Source organism: Pseudoxanthomonas sp. z9, from assembly GCF_006542425.1.
Classification (GTDB): Bacteria; Pseudomonadota; Gammaproteobacteria; order Xanthomonadales; family Xanthomonadaceae; genus Pseudoxanthomonas_A.
Genome location: NZ_VFID01000007.1, coordinates 236,095 through 253,585, shown reverse-complemented (window position 1 = coordinate 253,585; position 17,491 = coordinate 236,095). Strand labels below are relative to the sequence as shown.

Annotated in this window: 17 protein-coding genes and 1 pseudogene; 12 read left to right on the top strand and 6 right to left on the bottom strand. The window is 68.6% G+C overall.

Annotated elements, in window-relative coordinates:
• Nucleotides 1–6: 6 nt before the first annotated feature.
• Nucleotides 7–1,059: a LysR family transcriptional regulator gene (locus tag FG323_RS08210; RefSeq protein WP_141454037.1), complete on the top strand. Its 1,053-nt coding sequence runs from the start codon at nucleotides 7–9 to the stop codon at nucleotides 1,057–1,059.
• 82 nt (nucleotides 1,060–1,141) lie between these two features.
• Nucleotides 1,142–1,738: a hypothetical protein gene (locus tag FG323_RS08205; protein WP_141454036.1), complete on the top strand. Its 597-nt coding sequence runs from the start codon at nucleotides 1,142–1,144 to the stop codon at nucleotides 1,736–1,738.
• Nucleotides 1,739–1,905: 167 nt separating this feature from the next.
• Here the strand turns inward: FG323_RS08205 and FG323_RS19850 are convergent, their stop codons facing one another.
• Nucleotides 1,906–2,226, bottom strand: coding sequence for an OmpA family protein (locus FG323_RS19850; RefSeq protein ID WP_255470144.1), 321 nt, complete (start codon nucleotides 2,224–2,226; stop codon nucleotides 1,906–1,908).
• Nucleotides 2,227–2,307: 81 nt separating this feature from the next.
• Nucleotides 2,308–4,341 (bottom strand): annotated as a pseudogene (locus FG323_RS08200) (sodium-translocating pyrophosphatase); the annotation flags it as partial.
• A 254-nt stretch (nucleotides 4,342–4,595) separates the two neighbouring features.
• Here FG323_RS08200 and FG323_RS08195 point away from each other — a divergent pair.
• Nucleotides 4,596–5,123: a hypothetical protein gene (locus tag FG323_RS08195; RefSeq protein WP_141454034.1), complete on the top strand. Its 528-nt coding sequence runs from the start codon at nucleotides 4,596–4,598 to the stop codon at nucleotides 5,121–5,123.
• A 260-nt stretch (nucleotides 5,124–5,383) separates the two neighbouring features.
• On the opposite strand, the gene FG323_RS08190 is transcribed toward FG323_RS08195, so the two are convergent.
• From FG323_RS08190 to FG323_RS08180, 3 genes are all read right to left on the bottom strand, one after another.
• Nucleotides 5,384–5,953 (bottom strand): DUF2846 domain-containing protein, encoded by a 570-nt coding sequence (locus tag FG323_RS08190; RefSeq protein WP_141454033.1) that lies wholly within the window; start codon nucleotides 5,951–5,953, stop codon nucleotides 5,384–5,386.
• A 7-nt stretch (nucleotides 5,954–5,960) separates the two neighbouring features.
• Entirely contained in the window at nucleotides 5,961–6,596 is a 636-nt protein-coding gene (locus tag FG323_RS08185) for a hypothetical protein (protein ID WP_141454032.1), read from the bottom strand.
• Nucleotides 6,597–6,780: 184 nt separating this feature from the next.
• Nucleotides 6,781–8,037: a 6-phosphofructokinase gene (locus tag FG323_RS08180; protein WP_141454031.1), complete on the bottom strand. Its 1,257-nt coding sequence runs from the start codon at nucleotides 8,035–8,037 to the stop codon at nucleotides 6,781–6,783.
• Nucleotides 8,038–8,158: 121 nt separating this feature from the next.
• Between FG323_RS08180 and FG323_RS08175 the strand changes: the two genes are divergently transcribed.
• The 3 genes from FG323_RS08175 to FG323_RS08165 all read left to right on the top strand — a co-directional run bounded on the left by FG323_RS08175 (nucleotide 8,159) and on the right by FG323_RS08165 (nucleotide 10,974).
• Complete coding sequence (locus FG323_RS08175; protein WP_141454030.1) at nucleotides 8,159–8,737, top strand: adenylate kinase; 579 nt, start codon at nucleotides 8,159–8,161, stop codon at nucleotides 8,735–8,737.
• 208 nt (nucleotides 8,738–8,945) lie between these two features.
• On the top strand, nucleotides 8,946–10,310 hold the full coding sequence (gene mpl / locus FG323_RS08170; RefSeq protein ID WP_255470106.1) for a UDP-N-acetylmuramate:L-alanyl-gamma-D-glutamyl-meso-diaminopimelate ligase: 1,365 nt from the start codon (nucleotides 8,946–8,948) through the stop codon (nucleotides 10,308–10,310).
• A 91-nt stretch (nucleotides 10,311–10,401) separates the two neighbouring features.
• Nucleotides 10,402–10,974: an LON peptidase substrate-binding domain-containing protein gene (locus FG323_RS08165; RefSeq protein ID WP_141454029.1), complete on the top strand. Its 573-nt coding sequence runs from the start codon at nucleotides 10,402–10,404 to the stop codon at nucleotides 10,972–10,974.
• A gap of 6 nt (nucleotides 10,975–10,980) precedes the next feature.
• On the opposite strand, the gene FG323_RS08160 is transcribed toward FG323_RS08165, so the two are convergent.
• Nucleotides 10,981–13,011 carry a bifunctional DedA family/phosphatase PAP2 family protein gene (locus FG323_RS08160; protein WP_141454028.1) on the bottom strand — a complete coding sequence of 677 codons (2,031 nt, stop codon included), beginning with the start codon at nucleotides 13,009–13,011 and terminating at the stop codon, nucleotides 10,981–10,983.
• A 188-nt stretch (nucleotides 13,012–13,199) separates the two neighbouring features.
• On the opposite strand from FG323_RS08160, the gene FG323_RS08155 reads away from it, so the two are divergent.
• The 6 genes from FG323_RS08155 (at nucleotide 13,200) to FG323_RS08130 (ending at nucleotide 17,358) form a co-directional block, all read left to right on the top strand.
• Nucleotides 13,200–14,021: an NAD(P)-dependent oxidoreductase gene (locus FG323_RS08155; RefSeq protein WP_141454027.1), complete on the top strand. Its 822-nt coding sequence runs from the start codon at nucleotides 13,200–13,202 to the stop codon at nucleotides 14,019–14,021.
• Nucleotides 14,021–14,449 carry an HIT family protein gene (locus FG323_RS08150; RefSeq protein WP_141454026.1) on the top strand — a complete coding sequence of 143 codons (429 nt, stop codon included), beginning with the start codon at nucleotides 14,021–14,023 and terminating at the stop codon, nucleotides 14,447–14,449. Before FG323_RS08155 ends, FG323_RS08150 begins: the two co-directional genes overlap by 1 nt.
• 51 nt (nucleotides 14,450–14,500) lie before the next feature.
• Nucleotides 14,501–14,908, top strand: a complete 408-nt coding sequence (locus FG323_RS08145; protein WP_141454025.1) for a DoxX family protein — start codon at nucleotides 14,501–14,503, stop codon at nucleotides 14,906–14,908.
• 27 nt (nucleotides 14,909–14,935) lie between these two features.
• Entirely contained in the window at nucleotides 14,936–15,358 is a 423-nt protein-coding gene (locus FG323_RS08140; protein ID WP_141454024.1) for a VOC family protein, read from the top strand.
• Nucleotides 15,359–15,458: 100 nt separating this feature from the next.
• Nucleotides 15,459–15,992: a cysteine hydrolase family protein gene (locus FG323_RS08135; protein ID WP_141454023.1), complete on the top strand. Its 534-nt coding sequence runs from the start codon at nucleotides 15,459–15,461 to the stop codon at nucleotides 15,990–15,992.
• Nucleotides 15,993–16,128: 136 nt separating this feature from the next.
• On the top strand, nucleotides 16,129–17,358 hold the full coding sequence (locus FG323_RS08130; protein ID WP_141454586.1) for an acetylornithine transaminase: 1,230 nt from the start codon (nucleotides 16,129–16,131) through the stop codon (nucleotides 17,356–17,358).
• Nucleotides 17,359–17,491 lie beyond the last annotated feature (133 nt).

The following is a 17,491-nucleotide window of genomic DNA, read 5'->3' as shown; positions in this document are numbered from 1 at the left end:
TCCCCCATGAGCCACGATCTCAACGACACGCTGATCTTCGTCAAGGTGGTCGAACAGGGCAGTTTCATCGCCGCCGCCAAGACGCTCGGCCTGCCCAAGACCACGGTCAGCCGCAAGGTACAGGAGCTGGAAACGCGCCTGGGCGCGCAGTTGCTGCACCGGACCACCCGCAAGCTGGGCCTCACCGAAGCGGGCAACATCTACTACGAACACTGCCAGCGCATCGCGCGTGAACTGAGCGAGGCCGAAAGCGCGGTCAACCAGTTGCAGGGCGGTCCGCGCGGCTGGCTGCGCTTCACCACGCCGTACTCGATCGGCATCGACAAGATTGCCCCGCTGCTGGGCGAATTCCACGCGCAGTACCCGGAGATCCGGGTGGAGATGCTGCTGAGCAACGAACCGCTGGATCTGATCGGCGGCGAGATCGACGTCGCCCTGCGCCTGGGCAACCTGCCCGATTCCAACCTGGTCGCGCGGCGGCTGGGCGTGCTGCGCACCCAGGTCTACGCGAGCAAGAGCTACCTGGCCCGCTACGGCGAACCGCTGGGTCCGGACGATCTCCAGCACCATCGCGCGCTGGCGATGCCCAAGCACCGGCGTGGCGGCGGCAGCTTCTGCTGGACCCTCAACGACGGCAACCAGGACAAGGACTTCGCGATCAATCCAATACTGATCGCCAACGATCCGGCCGCGCTGAAGGGCGCGTTGCTGTGTGGCGAGGGCCTGATGGTGGCGGCGGACGTGATGGTCAGGCCCTATCTGGAACAAGGCTATGTGCAGCGCGTGCTGGCCGGCTGGACCGGACCGGAATTCGAGTTCAACGCGGTGTTCCCGCGCGGCCGGATGATGTCGCCGAAGGTGCGCGCGTTCGTCGACTTCCTGGTCGAGCGGCTGAAGTTCGACATGGACTACATGATGGAACATTGCCCGGTGTACCTGAAGCAACAGGCCGAGGCCTGCGCGAGCGCGCTGGCCGAATCGGCGCGTCGCGAAACAGAGGCGGAAGAGGCCGCGGAAATCGCGACCGGCCGCCGCGTGCTCGCCGAAGTGGTGGAGTAAGCGCGCTTCGACGCGTCGTCGCCATGGAACGGCTAACATGCCGGCCGTGGCGCGACGCGCGCGCCTTTGCCGGAGGCGAACGATGAAAGCATGGATTCCCTTGGCCGCGATGATGTTGCTGGCCGCCTGCAAACCCGCCGCGGAGCCGCAACCTGCCGCGGCTCCCGCACCCGCCGCCACGCCGGCCGAAGCCGCGGCTCCCGCGGCGGATGCATCGGCATCTTCCACGCCCGATCCGATCGCGCAGACCCACGGCGGCGCGGCCGCGCCGACGCCCGCCGCGGCTGGCGAAGTGGACGATCACACCGAGGTCAACCAGCGCATCGGCCAGATGCTGGGCGATGCCGCGCGCTATGAAACCGCGATCCTGGCGTTCCAGCAGGCGGTCGCGCAGAAAGATGCCGCCACCGTGGCGGCGATGATCGACTTCCCGTTCAAGACCACCGTCGACGGCAAGGCCGCGACCCTCAGGAATGCGCCGGAGTTCATCGCCCAGTACGGCCGCATCGTCACGCCCGCGATGGCCGAGACCATCGTCCGCCAGCGCTACTCGGACCTGTTCGTCAATTACAAGGGCGTGATGTTCGGCAACGGCGAGGCCTGGCTCAACGGCATCTGCGTGGACAAGGCCTGCAACTCCTTCAACGTGCGCGTGGTGGCGCTGCAGCCGACCCAGTGAGTCCCTGACCTGTGGGAGCGACGTAAGTCGCGAGGTTCTTACGGGACCGCATCCGTCGAAGATCGGCGCATCGCGACTTACGTCGCTCCCACAAGATGGGGTATTCACAACAGACAGGGCGGCCATTGGCCGCCCTGTTTCATCGCGCCGTCGAATGCGGAAGCGCGCTATTCCACCTTCACTTCCACCCGCCGCGCCTCGTCGGCGTTGCCGTTGCCCTCGGTCTGCATCGGCTTGTCCAGTTCGATGCGCTCGGCGGGGATGCCATTGACCACCAGCCACTGCTGGATGGCCTGCGCGCGTTGCTTGGCCAGCTCCTGGTTGGTCGCCAGATCACCGCTGGCATCGTGGAAGCCGGACACCCGCGCCTTGCTGTCGGATTTGGCGTGCAGGCTGCCGAGCACGCTGGCCAGGCGCGCGCTGGCATCGGCCGGAACCACCGCCGAGCCGACATCGAAGTACACCTTGGCGAGACGGGCGTCGGTCATCTCCGCGACGTGCATGGATTCGGCCGAATGGGCGCTGCCCACCGCCGCGCCCGCGCCACCCTTGAACCAGCCGTCCACCGGCAGCAGCGGCACCAGCAGCAGGGCGACGATGTTGATGATCTTGATCAGCGGATTGATGGCCGGGCCGGCAGTGTCCTTGTAGGGGTCGCCGACGGTGTCGCCGGTGACCGCGGCCTTGTGCGCATCCGAACCCTTGCCGCCGTGATGGCCTTCCTCGATGTACTTCTTGGCGTTGTCCCAGGCGCCGCCGCCGGTGCACATCGAGATGGCGACGAACAGGCCGGTGACGATCGTGCCCATCAGGAGGCCGCCCAACGCGGCCGGGCCGAGCAGCAGGCCGACGATGATCGGGATGATCAGCGGCAGCAGCGACGGCACGATCATTTCGCGGATCGCCGACCTGGTCAGCAGGTCCACCGCCTTGTCGTACTCCGGCTTGCCGGTGCCTTCCATGATGCCCTTGATCTCGCGGAACTGGCGGCGCACTTCCTCCACCACCGCGCCGGCCGAACGGCCCACCGCCTGCATCGCGAAGGCGCCGAACAGGTACGGAATCAGGCCGCCGATGAGCAGGCCGACCACCACCTTGGGATCATTGATGGCGAAGCTGACCGCGCCCTCGCCGAACTTCTCGCCCAGCTTGTGCGCGTAGTCGGCGAACAGCACCAGTGCGGCCAGCGCGGCCGAACCGATCGCATAACCCTTGGTCACCGCCTTGGTGGTGTTGCCGACCGCGTCCAGCGCATCGGTGATCTTGCGGATGTCCGGGCCCAGTTCGCTCATCTCGGCGATGCCGCCGGCGTTGTCGGTGATCGGGCCGTAGGCATCCAGCGCGACCACCATGCCGGCCATCGACAGCATCGCGGTGGCGGCGACGGCGACGCCGTACAGGCCGCCCACCCAGAAGCTGGCCAGGATGGCGATCGCCACCGCGATCACCGGCAGCGCGGTCGACTTCATCGACACCGCCAGGCCGGCGATGATGTTGGTGGCGTGGCCGGTTTCGGACGCCTTGGCGACCTGCTGCACCGGCGCGTACTCGGTGGCGGTGTAGTACTCGGTGATCACCACCATCGCCGCGGTCAGCACCAGGCCGATCAGCGCGCAGCCGAACAGCGGCATCAACAGTTCCGGCGCGAACATCGACCTGGTGACGAAGAAGAACGCGATGGCGGCCAGCACGCCGGAAACCGCGAGTCCGCGGTACAGCGCGTTCATGATCTTGCCGCCTTCACGCGCCTTGACGAAGAAGGTGCCGATGACCGACGCCACGATCGACACCGCGCCCAGCACCAGCGGATAGACCACGCCGGCCCAGCCGTAGGTGGCGAAGGAGATGCCGGCGATCAGCATCGCCGCGATCACCGTCACCGCGTAGGTCTCGAACAGGTCGGCGGCCATGCCGGCGCAGTCGCCGACGTTGTCGCCCACGTTGTCGGCGATCACCGCCGGGTTGCGTGGATCGTCCTCGGGGATGCCGGCTTCGACCTTGCCGACCAGATCCGCGCCGACATCGGCGCCCTTGGTGAAGATGCCGCCGCCCAGGCGCGCGAAGATCGAGATCAGCGAGGCACCGAAGGCCAGGCCGACCATCGGCTGCAGCGCGGCCTTGATCGCGGCCTCGGTGGGCTGGCCGTTCCAGACCACGATGAAGTAGCCGGCCACGCCCAGCAGGCCCAGGCCGACCACCAGCAGGCCGGTGACCGCGCCGCCGGTGAAGCTGATCTTCAGTGCCTGGTTCAGGCCGTGGGTGGCGGCCTCGGCCGTGCGCACGTTGGCGCGCACCGAGACGAACATGCCGATGAAGCCGGCCACGCCCGACAGCAGCGCGCCAATGGCGAAACCGATGGCGGTGGGCCAGCCCAGTGCGGGGACCAGGCCGATGATCAGGAACAGGATGACGCCGACGATCGCGATGGTGGTGTATTGCCGGCGCAGGTAGGCGCTTGCGCCTTCCTGCACCGCCGCCGCGATTTCCTGCATGCGCGGATTGCCGGCAGGCCGGGACAGAATCCAGCGTGCCGAGAATATTCCGTAAAGAATTGCCACCGCGGCGCAGACCAGCGACAGCGTCAAACCGTGTTGTTCCAGCATGACCCCTCCCAAGGTAGATGGATGACGTCCGGCGAGTGCGTGACCGGTCGAAAATCCGGGTGGGGCGGTGATCCCGATGGAGCCTGTCGAACGGGATACAGCCACTGCGGCGAGGGGCCGCGCGGATACCGACGTGTTCAGACAATCCCTGGAGCGCCCCGAGTATGACCCGAGCCCGCCCCGCTCGCCAACCACGAGGCGGGGTTCAGGCAGTCCGTGCCAGCCTTGCGCGGTCGTGTTCCCGAGGTTGTCCGATGCGTCCGATTTCCCCCCTCGTCCTGACCGCCACCCTGGCCGCCGCCGTTGTCCTGCCGGCGTTTGCGGCCGAACCGCAGCCGGAGATCAAGCGGCCCGGCGCCGCCACCGCGCAGGCGGTGGGCGCGGTCCATACCATCCGCCAGATTCCGGAGGCGTGCGCCCGTTTCGAGGGCATGTTCACCGGTGATGCGGCGCAGCCCTACCGTTTCAGCGTGGTCCGCACCAGCGCGCAGTGCCAGCCGCGCGCGCGCCTGCTGGACGCGGCCAAGGCCAAGCCGGACGCGGCATCGGGCTGGCTGCTCAACGACGTGATCCGCATTCCGAGCGCCGCCTGCGCCTCGCAGCAGGCGATCGTGCGCGTGTGGCGCAAGCCGGTGGCGGTCAGCACGCCGGACAAGGATGGCCAGGGCCAGGCCCGCATCTATCTGGAAGACGCCAAGCAGGACATCGCCGCCGGCAAGATCGCGCAGGCGAAGATTCCGCTGTTCGCTGCTGAAATGAAGGTCGAGGGCAAGTGTCCCTAGGGCGGGGACCTGCCCGGCGCCATCGTCGCTGCTCGACGATGGCCGGCCAGAATCACGCCGCGTCATTTCAACCACGCGTGCAATGGCCACACGCAACTGGGTCGCCGTCGCGACTTACGTCGCTCCTACAAGGGAGGTGGTGGCGCATCCGGGCCATGTGTGGTCCTGCGCGAACGGCAGGCTTCCCGGTTCGGTGGAGGCATTGCGCTCGGCCTGCGGCGCACGCGGGTCCAGCTTCCGCGTGCGCCGGTGGATGAAACTCAGTTCTTCAACGGCTTGGACGGCTTGAGCTTGCCGGACATGGCGTCGAACGCGGCCTGGTCCGACGGCGACAGGTTCGGCCGCCCCGCCAGGAAGCCCATGGTGATGCCGCCGATCACGTAGTAGGTCTCGCCGGCCTCCACTTCCAGGTTGAGCACGTCCTTGGCTTCCGAATGCACGGTGTAGGCGTGCGCGCCGGGCTCCACCGCGACGACGAAATAGCTGCCGCTGCTCAGCTTGCCCAGTTCGGTTTCGCCTTCGCGGACGATGTAGTTGACGGCGGCGCCGGCAAACTTCTTTTCACGGAAGAACACGATCTGGCCCTTGCCGGCCTCCGGAGCGGCGATGGCGATCGCGCCCTTGGACTGCGATGCCGGCGCGGGCGCGGGCGCGGGCGCGGGCGCGTCGGCGGCGGTGGCCGGCGCAGGTGCTGCTTGTTCCTGTGGCGCGGGCGAGGGGGCGGCATCGGCCGCTTCCGCCGGCGCCGCGGTGGCGGCTTCCTGGGCGGCGATGGCGAACGGGGCACACAGGACTGCGGCGATCACGAGGCGGGTCAGGCGGAAACGCATGGATGCTCTACTCCGTTGGTTGGGTGGTGGTGGGTGGGGATTCGGTTGGCGGCATCCGCGCGATGGCGCAGGCCGGCGAAAGCGATGCGGCCGCCGCCGATGGCGGCAGTGCCTGCGCGAGCCGGGCCCGCGCACGGGTGCCGGCGGGCAGTTCGATTTCCCTGCCCTTGAGGAAGTAGGCGAAGGGGCCGGCGACGACGGCCGTGCCGATGGCGGCATGCGAGCGATCCTGTCCGCTGCCCCCCAGCTTGAAACCGCGCAGTCGTATCTGCTCGCCCTGGTATTCGAGATACCGCGCCGCCAGCAGGATTTCACCCGGCTTGCCGCCGCCGCGCGACGGCTCGGCATGCACGACTTCACCGACACCGGCGGTGCCGGCGGGCAAGCTGCCATCGGATGTGATCAGGGACTCGACCAGCGTCAGGCGGAAGCGTTCACCGCGTTGGGTACGCGCGGAATTCAAGGTCTCGGCGAGCGCGAGTTCCAGTTCCGCGCCATCCGATGGCGGGCAGGCCGGCACCGTGACGGATGCCGATGGCGGAACCGCGGGAATGGAGGGAATCGCCTGACCCGGCGTGACCGCGCCCGCGACGGCGGACGCGCACAGCAACGCCAGCGCCGGCAAGGCGCGAACCGTCGACATCGGGTTTCCCCTTCAGATTTCCCCGCGCGCAGGCTAGCGCAGGCGTGGGGAACTGCATAGGGGATATCACGGCGAAGTTTGGCGCAACGGTGGGACTTGGTCCCACCCGCGTCATTGAACGATGAACAAGGAAACGAGCAGGAAGACAGCGCCACGATGTTTCATCGCGAACGCCATCTCCCGCTCACCCCTCCCACTTCGGCAGCTTCTGCTTCACCGCCACATTCTTCAGCGCGACGTACTTCGGCAGGCCGTCGCGGCCGAACTCGGGATAGGCTTCGCCGCGGATCAGCGGCTCCAGGTATTTGCGCGCGGCGGCGGTGATGCCGTAGCCGTCCTTGCGCAGGAAGCCGTTCGGCATCTTCTTTTCGTGGTTGGCGACCTTTTCCAGCGGCGCGGCTTCGATCTTCCAGCGGTACGGCGCGTCGGATGTGCGCACGATCACCGGCATCACCGCGTTCTGTCCCTTCAGCGCGTACTGCACCGCGGCCTTGCCGACCGCCTGGGCCTGTTCCCAGTCGGTCTTGGAGGCGATGTGGCGGGCCGAGCGCTGCAGGTAGTCGGGCAGGGTCCAGTGGACCTTGAAGCCCAACTGGTCCTTGACCCGGCCCGCGAGATAGGACGCCACGCCGCCGAGCTGGGTATGCCCGAACGAGTCCTTGCCGCCGCCGGCGTCGGCGACGAAGCGGCCGTCGGCGTGCTGGATGCCTTCGCTGGCCACCACCACGCACCAGCCGACCTTGGCCACGACCTTCTTCACCTGGGCCAGGAAAGCCGCCTCGTCGTAGGCGCGCTCGGGGAACAGGATGATCTGGGGCGCGTCGTCCGGCGACTGCCCGGCCAGCCCGGCGGCGGCGGCCAGCCAGCCGGCGTGGCGGCCCATGGCCTCGTACACGAACACCTTGGTGGACGTTTCTGCCATCGCCGCCACGTCCAGCGCCGCCTCGCGCACGGACACCGCGGTGTACTTGGCGGCCGAGCCGAAGCCGGGGCAGGTGTCGGTGACGGCCAGGTCGTTGTCGACCGTCTTGGGCACGCCGATGCAGGTCAGCGGGTAGTCGAAGGCCTTGGCCAGTTGCGACACTTTGAGCGCGGTGTCGGCCGAGTCGTTGCCGCCGTTGTAGAGGAACCAGCGCACGTCGTGGGCCTTGAATACCGCCAGCAGGCGTTCGTAGCGGGCGCGGTCGGCCTCCAGCGACTTCAGCTTGACCCGGCACGAGCCGAACGCGCCGCCGGGGGTCTGGGCCAGCGCGCGGATGGCCGCGGCGGACTCCTTGCTGGTGTCGATCAGTTCCTCGCGCAGGGCGCCGAGGATGCCGTTGCGGGCCGCCAAGACCTTGATTTTACGGGTGCGTGCCTCGCCGATGACGGCCGCGGCGGTGGCGTTGATGACGGCGGTGACGCCACCGGACTGCGCATAAAGTAGGGTGCCCTGGGACATGGGGGGTACGTTCCGGGTTGCTGGGATGCGGTAAGCTTCACACAGATGACGCGGTGCAGCGAGGCGCGGGGGATCCCGCCGCCCGGCACCGCCAGCAGGATTCTAGTTCGGGAGTTACACAATGCGATTGGTTCTACTGGGCCCCCCCGGGTCGGGCAAGGGCACTCAGGCGGCGCGTCTGAAGGAATATCTGCAGGTTCCCCACATTTCCACCGGTGATCTGCTCCGCGCGGAAGTCGCGGCGGGCACGCCGCTGGGCGTGCAGGCCAAGGAAATCATGGCGCGCGGCGATTTCGTCAGCGACGAGATCCTGCTGGGCATGCTGGAGGATCGGTTCGCCCGTCCGGATACCGCCAACGGTTTCATCCTCGACGGCTACCCGCGCAACCTGGTCCAGGCAGACGCGCTGGGCGTGTTGCTGGAGCGGATCCGCCAGCCGATGGATTTCGCGGTGCAACTGGAAGTCCCCACCGATCTGCTGGTGGAACGCATTGCCGGCCGCGCCAAGGCCGAAGGCCGTGACGACGATTCACCGGAAGTGGTCCGCAACCGCCTGGACAAGTACACCAGCCAGACCGCGCCGGTCATCGAGTACTACCGCCAGCACGGCCAGCTCACCGTCGTCGACGGCGTGGGCTCGCTGGACGATGTGTTCAGCCGCCTGATCGAGGCGCTGTCGCCGGCCAAGGAAATCGGCTGAGCCCGGCTTCCGCGCGGCCGCTGCCACCGCGCGATCGCGCGGTGGCCCTCCGCGAGGCGGCAGCCCGCCGCTGATATCGCCCCCTGTTTCCCCTGCCCGGGCCGTCCCCTCGGGCTCAAGCGTCCGTGCGCCGGTCCGCGCCACCGCCGGCGTGCCGAAAGGGGAGCACTGGGCTAAAGTCTCGTCGTTCACCACGGAAAACGTCGTCTTGAAGATCCACATTCTGGGAATCGCCGGTACCTTCATGGGCGGCGTGGCCGCGCTTGCGCGCGAGCTGGGGCATGAGGTCGAAGGCAGCGACCAGGCGATTTATCCGCCGATGTCCACGCAACTGGAGAACCTCGGCATCGCGCTCGCGCAGGGCTACCAGGCACGCAACATCTCGCCGGACTGCGAGGAGATCGTCGTCGGCAACGCGCTCTCGCGCGGCAACGATGCGGTCGAGGCGGTGCTGGACGAGGGCCGCCGCTACACCTCCGGCGCACAGTGGCTGTCCGAGCGCGTGCTGCCCGGACGCGACACCCTCGCGGTGGCCGGCACCCACGGCAAGACCACCACCACCACCATCCTGACCTACCTGCTGGAAGCGGCCGGGCGTTCGCCGGGTTTCCTGATTGGCGGCGTGGCGGAGGACTTCGGCGTGTCGGCGCGGGTGGGCCAGGGCCGCGAGTTCGTGGTGGAGGCGGACGAGTACGACACCGCGTTCTTCGACAAGCGCAGCAAGTTCGTCCACTACCGTCCGCTGGTGGCGATCCTCAACAACCTGGAATACGACCATGCCGACATCTTTCCCGACGTGGCCGCGATCCAGCGTCAGTTCCATCATCTGGTCCGCACGGTGCCGCGCCGCGGCCGCCTGATCGTCAACGGAGAGGATGCGCGCCTGGCCGAAGTGCTGGCGATGGGCTGCTGGACGCCGGTGGAGCGCTTCGGCTTCGATCCCGCGCTGGAATGGAGCGCGCGCTTGATCCGCGAGGACGGCAGCGTCTTCGCCGTGCGCCACCAGGGCCGCGAGATGGGTGAAGTGCACTGGCCGCTGCTGGGCCGCCACAACGTGCTCAACGGACTGGCCGCGCTGGCCGCGGTGAACGCGGTCGGCGTGGACCCGGCGACGGTGATGCCGGCGCTCGCGCATTTCCTCAGCGTCAAGCGGCGTCTGGAAGTCATCGGCGAGGCCGATGGCATCACCCTGTATGACGATTTCGCCCACCATCCCACCGCCATCCACACGACCCTGGAAGGGTTGCGCGCAAAGGTGGGCGACGCGCGCATCGTGGTGGCGATGGAGCCGCGCAGCAATTCGATGCGGCTGGGCGCGCACGCCGATGCGCTCGCGCCATCGCTGGCGCTGGCCGACGCGGTGGTGTTCCTGCATCGGCCGGAACTGCCGTGGGACGCCGGCAAGGTGGTCGACGCGATCCGCGGCGATGCGTGCACGGTGCCGGACGTGGAGGCATTGATCACCGCACTGCGATCGATCGCGCGCCCGGGCGACCACGTGGTGTTCATGTCCAACGGCGGCTTCGACGGTGCGCCGCGCCGCTTCCTGGCCGCGCTGCGGGAAACCGCGTAGGGTGGATTCCGCCCCACCACCGCCCCGTGTCGATGACGGTTCCGTGGACGGGTCCGATACACCACCCTGGACCGTGGTTGACGGAGATCCGATGACCGAAATCCTGCCGTTGTTCCCCCTGCATGCCGTGTTGCTGCCCGGTGCGGGCCTGGGCTTGCGGGTATTCGAGCGGCGGTATCTGGACCTGGTGCGCGACTGCGGGCGATCCGGTCGCGGTTTCGGTATCTGCCTGATCCTGGAAGGCGAGGAAGCGGGACAGCCCGCGGTGCCGGCCGCCTACGGCACCGAGGCCATGATCGAGGACTTCGATACCGGCCCCGACGGCCTGCTCGCCCTGCGCGTGCGCGGCGCGCGCCGGTTCCGGGTCATCCGCACCCGCGTGCGCGACAACGGCCTGGTGACGGGGGAAGTGCAGTGGTGCGAACCCGACCCCGACGACGAGCTGCAGCCCCAGCACGGCCTGCTGGCGACGCTGCTGCAGAGCCTGCTCGAACAGGCCGGCGCGGATCTGGCGCGGATCACCCCGGCGCAGATGGACAGCGCCGCGTGGGTGGGATGGCGGCTGGCGGAACTGCTGCCACTGACCGTGCAGCAGCGGGCGATGCTGCTGCAGGAAGACAATCCGCACGCGCGCCTGGATCGGTTGCTCGCGGCGATCGCCTGATCAGGCTCAAGGTTTCCTGGCGGCGGGTTCCGGCGGAGCGATCGGCACCGCATCCGTGCGTACGCGCAGCACCGGCAGTTTCGATTGCGGGTGCGGTTCGATCCGGTGCTGCATCGGCGCGGTGGCGGCGCTGACCGCGAGCAGCGCGGCATCGGCTTCGCGCAGCGGGCGCCACACGCCCACCAGGCGGAACGCCTGTTGATGCTTCAACACCTGCGCGCTGCCAATCCAGAGCGGAGTGTCGCCGGGTTGCAGCAGGGTGTTCGCCGGCCATAGCCGCAGCACGAAGCGCAGGCCGGGCTGGGCGCCGTCGCGCACCATCAGCAGGCTTTCGGCGCGGGTGTCCAGGGTCGCCGGCAGCACCGGCTGCTCGGCCGGGGAAAGATCGGTATCCAGCAGGTTGAGCGCGTCCTCCCAGCCGGCCTGCGGCTGCGCGCGCCAGCCGGCAGCTTCCAGCCGCGCCTGCAGCGGCGCCAGCGGCCCGGCCACCTGCACGTCCAGCGGCCAGCGCTGCTCGTCGTCGAACTCGTTGCGGCGCGCCGGCAGCCGTTGCCAGCCTTCCCGCCACCAGTCGTCCATCGCCATCGCCCGCACCATCACCGGGGTCTCGAACTGCGCCAGCATGCGATCCACGTTGCGTGGCGCGTGCCACAGCGCGGCGACGGCGAAGGCCCCGTAGAACAGCCAGCCCAGCGGGGTGATCCAGAACGAACGCACCATGCGCCGCCGGTAGGCGATACCCAGCACCAGCAGCCAGACGATGCCGAACAACATGCCGCCGATGATGTCGCTGAGCCAGTGCGCGCCCAGGTAGATGCGGGCAAAGCCGATCAGCGCCACCACTATTCCCGAGACCAGGTAGGGCCAGACCCGCTGGCGGCCCGGTAGTTCGCGCGCGATCAGCACCGCGAAGAAACCGAAGGTGATGGTCGCCATCGTCACCGCGATGGACGGGAAGCCGAAGCCACTGCTCACCGACGGCGGCTTGGGAATATCGACCGAGGCGCCCAGCCACGCGGTCAGCGCCAGGCCGAACGCCAGCGCGGCCAGCCAGTGCGCCGCCGCCATCCAGCGCCGCCGCCAGCACAGGTAGACCAGCACCAGCAGCGAGGCCGGCGCCAGCACCTGTTCGTCGCCGAGCGAGGCGATCGCGGCCAGCGGCTGGTCGGCCAGCGGATTGCGCAGCACCTGCATCAGTTCGTGCACGGCCAGATCGATGCCCAGCGGTTCACCGTGGCCGATGACGATGACCAGGAAGGCGAACCACACCCAGACGATCGCCAGCAGCAGGATCGCCAGCAACGCCAGCGGCACCGACTCGCGGCGCCGGGGATCGAACACGGCCGCCGAGTAGCGGCCGATGACCGGATGCGCGTGCGACCACGCCAGCGCGCGCGCCAGCAGCGCGTCGGCATGGGCGGCGAACCAGCGGTAGCTGTACAGCACCAGCGCCCACGCCAGGGCCAGCACCACCAGCAGCAGGCCCAGCACCAGGCCCAGCCGGCCGGCGACCGCGGCCACCGCGTCGTAGGCGTGTCCGAAGATCCAGCCCGGCAGCAGGAACAGCGCCGCCCACGAAACCGCCGCCAGCAGGCTGGCCGGCAGATAGCGCTTCATCGGCATCCGCAGCATGCCGGCGACCGCCGGCACGAACGGCCGGATGGGGCCGACGTAGCGGGCAATCAGGATGCTCTTGATGGCGTTGCGGCGGAACAGCACCTCGCCCCGGTCCAGTAATTGCGGATAGCGGCTGAAGGGCCAGTGCCGGCGCAGTTGCGGTCCCCAGCGATGCCCGACCCAGAAGCTGGTGCCGTCGCCGGCCAGCGCGCCGATGGCGGCGCAGATCAGGGCATACGGGCCGGAGATCTCGCCCAGGCCAATCAGCACGCCGACCGCGAACAGCAGCGGCAGCGCCGGCACGATCGCGCCCAGGATGATTACCGCGTCGCAGAAGGCGATCGCGAAGATCACCGCCCCCGCGGCCACCGGATGTGCGCTGATCCAGGCCAGCAGCGAGTCGAACCAGGACGGATTCATCGCCCGGATTATAGGCGGCCGTTCATGACTGGCATCCCGTCTGATGGGCGTGGACTTTCAACGTGAAAAGTGCCTGGCGGCGTGATCCGGACACCCGTATCCGGCGGTTCGTCCCCGCCGCGGCCGGTCCGCAACCCGGCCGGGGTATCCTGAAAGCCTCCTTTTTCACTGCCAGACCCGGGAATTCCATGGCCAGTTTGCAGGGCAAGACTCTCTTCATCACCGGCGCCTCGCGCGGCATCGGCCTGGCGATCGCCCTGCGCGCGGCGCGCGACGGCGCCAACGTGGCGATCGCGGCCAAGTCCTCGGTTCCCAATCCGAAGCTGCCGGGCACCATCCACAGCGCGGTGCAGGCGGTCACCGAGGCGGGCGGGCAGGGCCTGGCGCTGAAATGCGACATCCGCGAGGAGGACGACGTGCGCGCCGCGGTGGCCGCGACCGTGGACGCCTTCGGCGGCATCGACATCCTGGTCAACAACGCCAGCGCGATCTGGCTGGCCGGCGCGCTGGACACGCCGATGAAGCGCTTCGACCTGATGAACCAGGTCAACGCGCGCGGCAGTTTCCTGTGCGCGCAGGCGTGCCTGCCGTACCTGCGCCAGGCGGCCAATCCGCACATCCTTACCCTGGCGCCGCCCCCGTCGCTGGATCCGCGCTGGTGGGCACCGCACACCGGCTACACCTTGGCGAAGATGGGCATGAGTTTCGTGACCCTCGGCCTGGCCGGCGAGTTCGGCCCGCAGGGCGTGGCGGTGAACGCGCTGTGGCCACGCACGATCATCGCCACCGACGCCTTGAACATGATTCCCGGCGTCGAGATTCCACGCTGCCGCAAGCCGGCCATCGTCGCCGACGCGGCGCATGCCGTGCTCAGCCGGCCGGCGGCGGGATTCCACGGCCATTTCCTGATCGATGAAGACGTGCTGCGCGAAGCCGGCGTGGAGGATTTCTCCGGCTATGCCGTGGATCCCTCGCAGCCGCTGTTGCCGGACCTGTTCCTGGATCCCTGATGGACTGCATCTTCTGCGCCATCCTCGAAGGTCGGGCCGCGGCCAGCCGGGTGGCCGAGGATGCCGACGTGGTGGCGTTCCTGGATCTGCGCCAGCCGGTACCGGGCCATGTGCTGGTGGTGCCGCGCGCGCATGTCGAGACGATCTACGAGCTGGCGCCGGACACCGCGGCGGCAGTGATGCGGATGGCGGTACGCGTCGCGCGGGCGCTGCGCGCGGAGTTGGATCCGCCCGGCCTCAACCTGTGGCAGTCCAATGGCCACGCCGGCGGGCAGGAAGTCCCGCACGTGCATCTGCACGTGCAGCCGCGCCAGCATCGCGATGGCCTGTTCCGGTTGTATCCGCAGGGGATGCCGGCACCGGCCGCGCGCGCTGGTCTGGATGAGTTGGCCGCGCGGTTGCGCCCGCATTGCGATATCGCCTCCTGAAGTTCCATACCGCTTTTTTTCCAGAACGTCTTTTTTTTTCGGAGCATTCCAATGACCGCTGACGCCGCGTCCATCCGGCAAGGACTGACCCTGATCCGCTGTGTCCTGGCGGCGCTGCTCTTCATCCACGGCGCGGCCCGCCTGGGCGCGGGCGGGGTGGTGCCGTTCGGCCAGTTCCTGGATGCGCAGGGGTTCCCGTTCGGCGCGGGTATCGCCTGGTTCATTACCGTGTTCGAGCTGTCCGCTACCCTGTTGCTGGCCTGGGGACGCTGGGTCGCCCCGCTGGCGCTGGTGTTCGCGGTCATCTACGCCTGCGGCATCTGGCTGGTGCACGCGCAGGAAGGCTGGTTCGTGGTCGGCCTGGGCCGCAACGGCATGGAGTACAGCGTGCTGATCCTGGCCTGCCTGCTCGGCCTGGCCTGGGCCTGCCGGCCCCGGCGTTCCGCCATCCCCCATTGAACCGCAACAACGATTCACGAGAACGACATGAAATACCTGCACGCGATGATCCGCGTCCACGATCTGGACGCCACCAGCAAGTTCTTCACCGAGGGCCTGGGCCTGAAGGAAACCCGGCGCATGGACAACGAGGCCGGCAGGTTCACCCTGGTCTATTTCGGCGCGCCGGCCAACCCGGAGTCGGAAATCGAACTCACCTACAACTGGGGTTCGGACGAGGACTACGGCAGCGCCCGCAACTTCGGCCATCTCGCATTCGAGGTCGACGACATCTACGCCACCTGCGCGCACCTGCAATCGCTGGGCATCACCATCAACCGCCCGCCGCGCGATGGCCGCATGGCGTTCGTGCGCACGCCGGATCTGATTTCCATCGAGCTGTTGCAGAAGGGCGCGGCATTGCCGCCGCAGGAGCCGTGGACGTCGATGGCAAACGTCGGCGTATGGTGACGTGGCCTTGGTGATGGCACGCGCGAACGTGCGCGCTGCACTTGGATTCGCCATCGAGATCGGGGAAGCTGTGCTCCCGCGATGACACGACGGATGCATGATGAGCCTGGCACTGCTGGTGATTGATGTGCAACGTGGATTGTTCGAGACCAGCCCGCCACCGGCCGACGCGGACGGCGTCATTGCCGGCATCAACGCGCTCGCCGGCCGCGCTCGCTCGCGTGGCGTGCCGGTCATCCACGTGCAGCACGAGCGCGCGGGCGGGATGGAGCCGGAATCGTCCGGCTGGCAACTGGATCCGCGGCTCGACGTCGTCGACGGCGATCGCCGCATCCGCAAGAGCACGCCGGATTCGTTCCTGCGTACCGGGCTGGACGAAGTGCTGGCTTTCCTGGGCGTGGAGGAACTGGTGATCTGCGGCTACGCCACCGAGTTCTGCGTCGATACCACCACCCGCAGCGCGGCCGCGCACGGCTATGCGGTGACCCTGGCGGCGGATGCCCACACCACCCACGACAAGGCACACGCCAGCGCCGCGCAGATCCGCACGCACCACAACGCCACCCTGCCGGACATCACCAGTTTCGGACCGCGGATCCGGGCGGTGCCGGCGGACGCGATCGATTTCGCCTGATCCCGGACGCTCGTTCCGGCATCCCGACGCGGGCCGCGCCGGTGCCGGGGATGAAGGCGCCAGCGGTCCGCGGGGACCGCCGTTCGGCGGGAAATCAGCGACAATACCGGTCTTGTCCCGCCCGCCTGCCGACGCCATGACCGCCAGCTCCGCCTCCGAACTGCTCGCCAAGGGCAAGCAGTACTACCTGCCCGTCTATCGCCAGCGCGAGCTCGTGCTCGAACGCGGCCAGGGCGCGCGCATCTGGGACAGCGAGGGACGCGAATACATCGACCTGTCCGCCGGCATCGCCGTATGCGGCCTGGGCCACAACGATCCCGATCTGGTGGCGGCGCTGGTCGAGCAGGCCGGCAAGCTGTGGCACACCAGCAACGTCTTCCACAGCGAGCCGCCGTTGCGCCTGGCCGAGGAACTGGTGGCGTCGTCGCGTTTCGCCAGCCGCGTATTCCTGTGCAATTCCGGTGCCGAAGCCAACGAGGCGGCGATCAAGCTGGTGCGCAAATGGGCGGCCGGCCAGGGACGGGCGCCGGACAAGCGCGTCATCGTCACCTTCCGCGGCAGCTTCCATGGCCGCACCCTGGCGACGGTGACCGCGACCGCGCAGCCCAAGTACCAGGAAGGCTACGAACCACTGCCCGGCGGTTTCCGCTATGTGGATTTCAACGACCTCACCCAGCTGGAAATCGCGATGGCGGCCGGCGACGTCGCCGCGGTGATGCTGGAACCGATCCAGGGCGAGGGCGGGGTGATGCCGGCGGCGCCCGGATTCCTGAGCGCGGTGCGCGAACTGTGCGATCACCACGGCGCGTTGCTGGTGCTGGACGAGATCCAGTCCGGCATGGGCCGCACGGGGACCCTGTTCGCGCATTGGCAGGACGGCGTGACCCCGGACATCGTCACCCTGGCCAAGGCGCTGGGCGGCGGCTTCCCGATTGGCGCGATGCTGGCCGGTCCGAAGGTGGCCGAGGCGATGCAGTTCGGCGCGCACGGCACCACCTTCGGCGGCAATCCGCTGGCCGCGGCGGTGGCGCGGGTCGCGCTGCGCAAGCTGGCCGCGCCGGCCATCGCCAACAACGTCGCCCGCCAGTCGGCGGCGCTACGCAAGGCACTCGGCGACATGGACGCGGAACTGGGTCTGTTCTCGCAGGTGCGCGGCCGTGGCCTGATGCTCGGCGCGGTGCTCAAGCCCGCCTACGCCGGTCGCGCCGGCGAAATCCTCGATCACGCGGCGGCGCAGGGCGTGCTGTTGCTGCAGGCCGGCCCGGACGTGCTGCGCTTCGTGCCGGCGCTGAACATCCACGACGAGGAACTGGTCGAAGGCTGCAAGCGCCTGCACGCCGCGCTGCGCCAGTTCGTGGGGAAGTAGGCGCACGACCGATTGCTCCCCTTGTGGGAGCGACGTCAGTCGCGAAGCCTCTGTGCGTGTGCCGACAACAACTCGTTGGGCGGCAATCGCGACTGACGTCGCTCCCACAAGACAGGCCGGAATGTGCGCTGGG

Coding starts and splice junctions, on each gene's coding strand:
- FG323_RS08210 (WP_141454037.1), top strand. CDS start 7: ATGAGCCACGATCTCAACGACACGCTGATCTTCGTCAAGGTGGTCGAA.
- FG323_RS08205 (WP_141454036.1), top strand. CDS start 1,142: ATGAAAGCATGGATTCCCTTGGCCGCGATGATGTTGCTGGCCGCCTGC.
- FG323_RS19850 (WP_255470144.1), bottom strand. CDS start 2,226: ATGACCGACGCCCGTCTCGCCAAGGTGTACTTCGATGTCGGCTCGGCG.
- FG323_RS08195 (WP_141454034.1), top strand. CDS start 4,596: ATGCGTCCGATTTCCCCCCTCGTCCTGACCGCCACCCTGGCCGCCGCC.
- FG323_RS08190 (WP_141454033.1), bottom strand. CDS start 5,953: ATGCGTTTCCGCCTGACCCGCCTCGTGATCGCCGCAGTCCTGTGTGCC.
- FG323_RS08185 (WP_141454032.1), bottom strand. CDS start 6,596: ATGTCGACGGTTCGCGCCTTGCCGGCGCTGGCGTTGCTGTGCGCGTCC.
- FG323_RS08180 (WP_141454031.1), bottom strand. CDS start 8,037: ATGTCCCAGGGCACCCTACTTTATGCGCAGTCCGGTGGCGTCACCGCC.
- FG323_RS08175 (WP_141454030.1), top strand. CDS start 8,159: ATGCGATTGGTTCTACTGGGCCCCCCCGGGTCGGGCAAGGGCACTCAG.
- FG323_RS08165 (WP_141454029.1), top strand. CDS start 10,402: ATGACCGAAATCCTGCCGTTGTTCCCCCTGCATGCCGTGTTGCTGCCC.
- FG323_RS08160 (WP_141454028.1), bottom strand. CDS start 13,011: ATGAATCCGTCCTGGTTCGACTCGCTGCTGGCCTGGATCAGCGCACAT.
- FG323_RS08155 (WP_141454027.1), top strand. CDS start 13,200: ATGGCCAGTTTGCAGGGCAAGACTCTCTTCATCACCGGCGCCTCGCGC.
- FG323_RS08150 (WP_141454026.1), top strand. CDS start 14,021: ATGGACTGCATCTTCTGCGCCATCCTCGAAGGTCGGGCCGCGGCCAGC.
- FG323_RS08145 (WP_141454025.1), top strand. CDS start 14,501: ATGACCGCTGACGCCGCGTCCATCCGGCAAGGACTGACCCTGATCCGC.
- FG323_RS08140 (WP_141454024.1), top strand. CDS start 14,936: ATGAAATACCTGCACGCGATGATCCGCGTCCACGATCTGGACGCCACC.
- FG323_RS08135 (WP_141454023.1), top strand. CDS start 15,459: ATGAGCCTGGCACTGCTGGTGATTGATGTGCAACGTGGATTGTTCGAG.
- FG323_RS08130 (WP_141454586.1), top strand. CDS start 16,129: ATGACCGCCAGCTCCGCCTCCGAACTGCTCGCCAAGGGCAAGCAGTAC.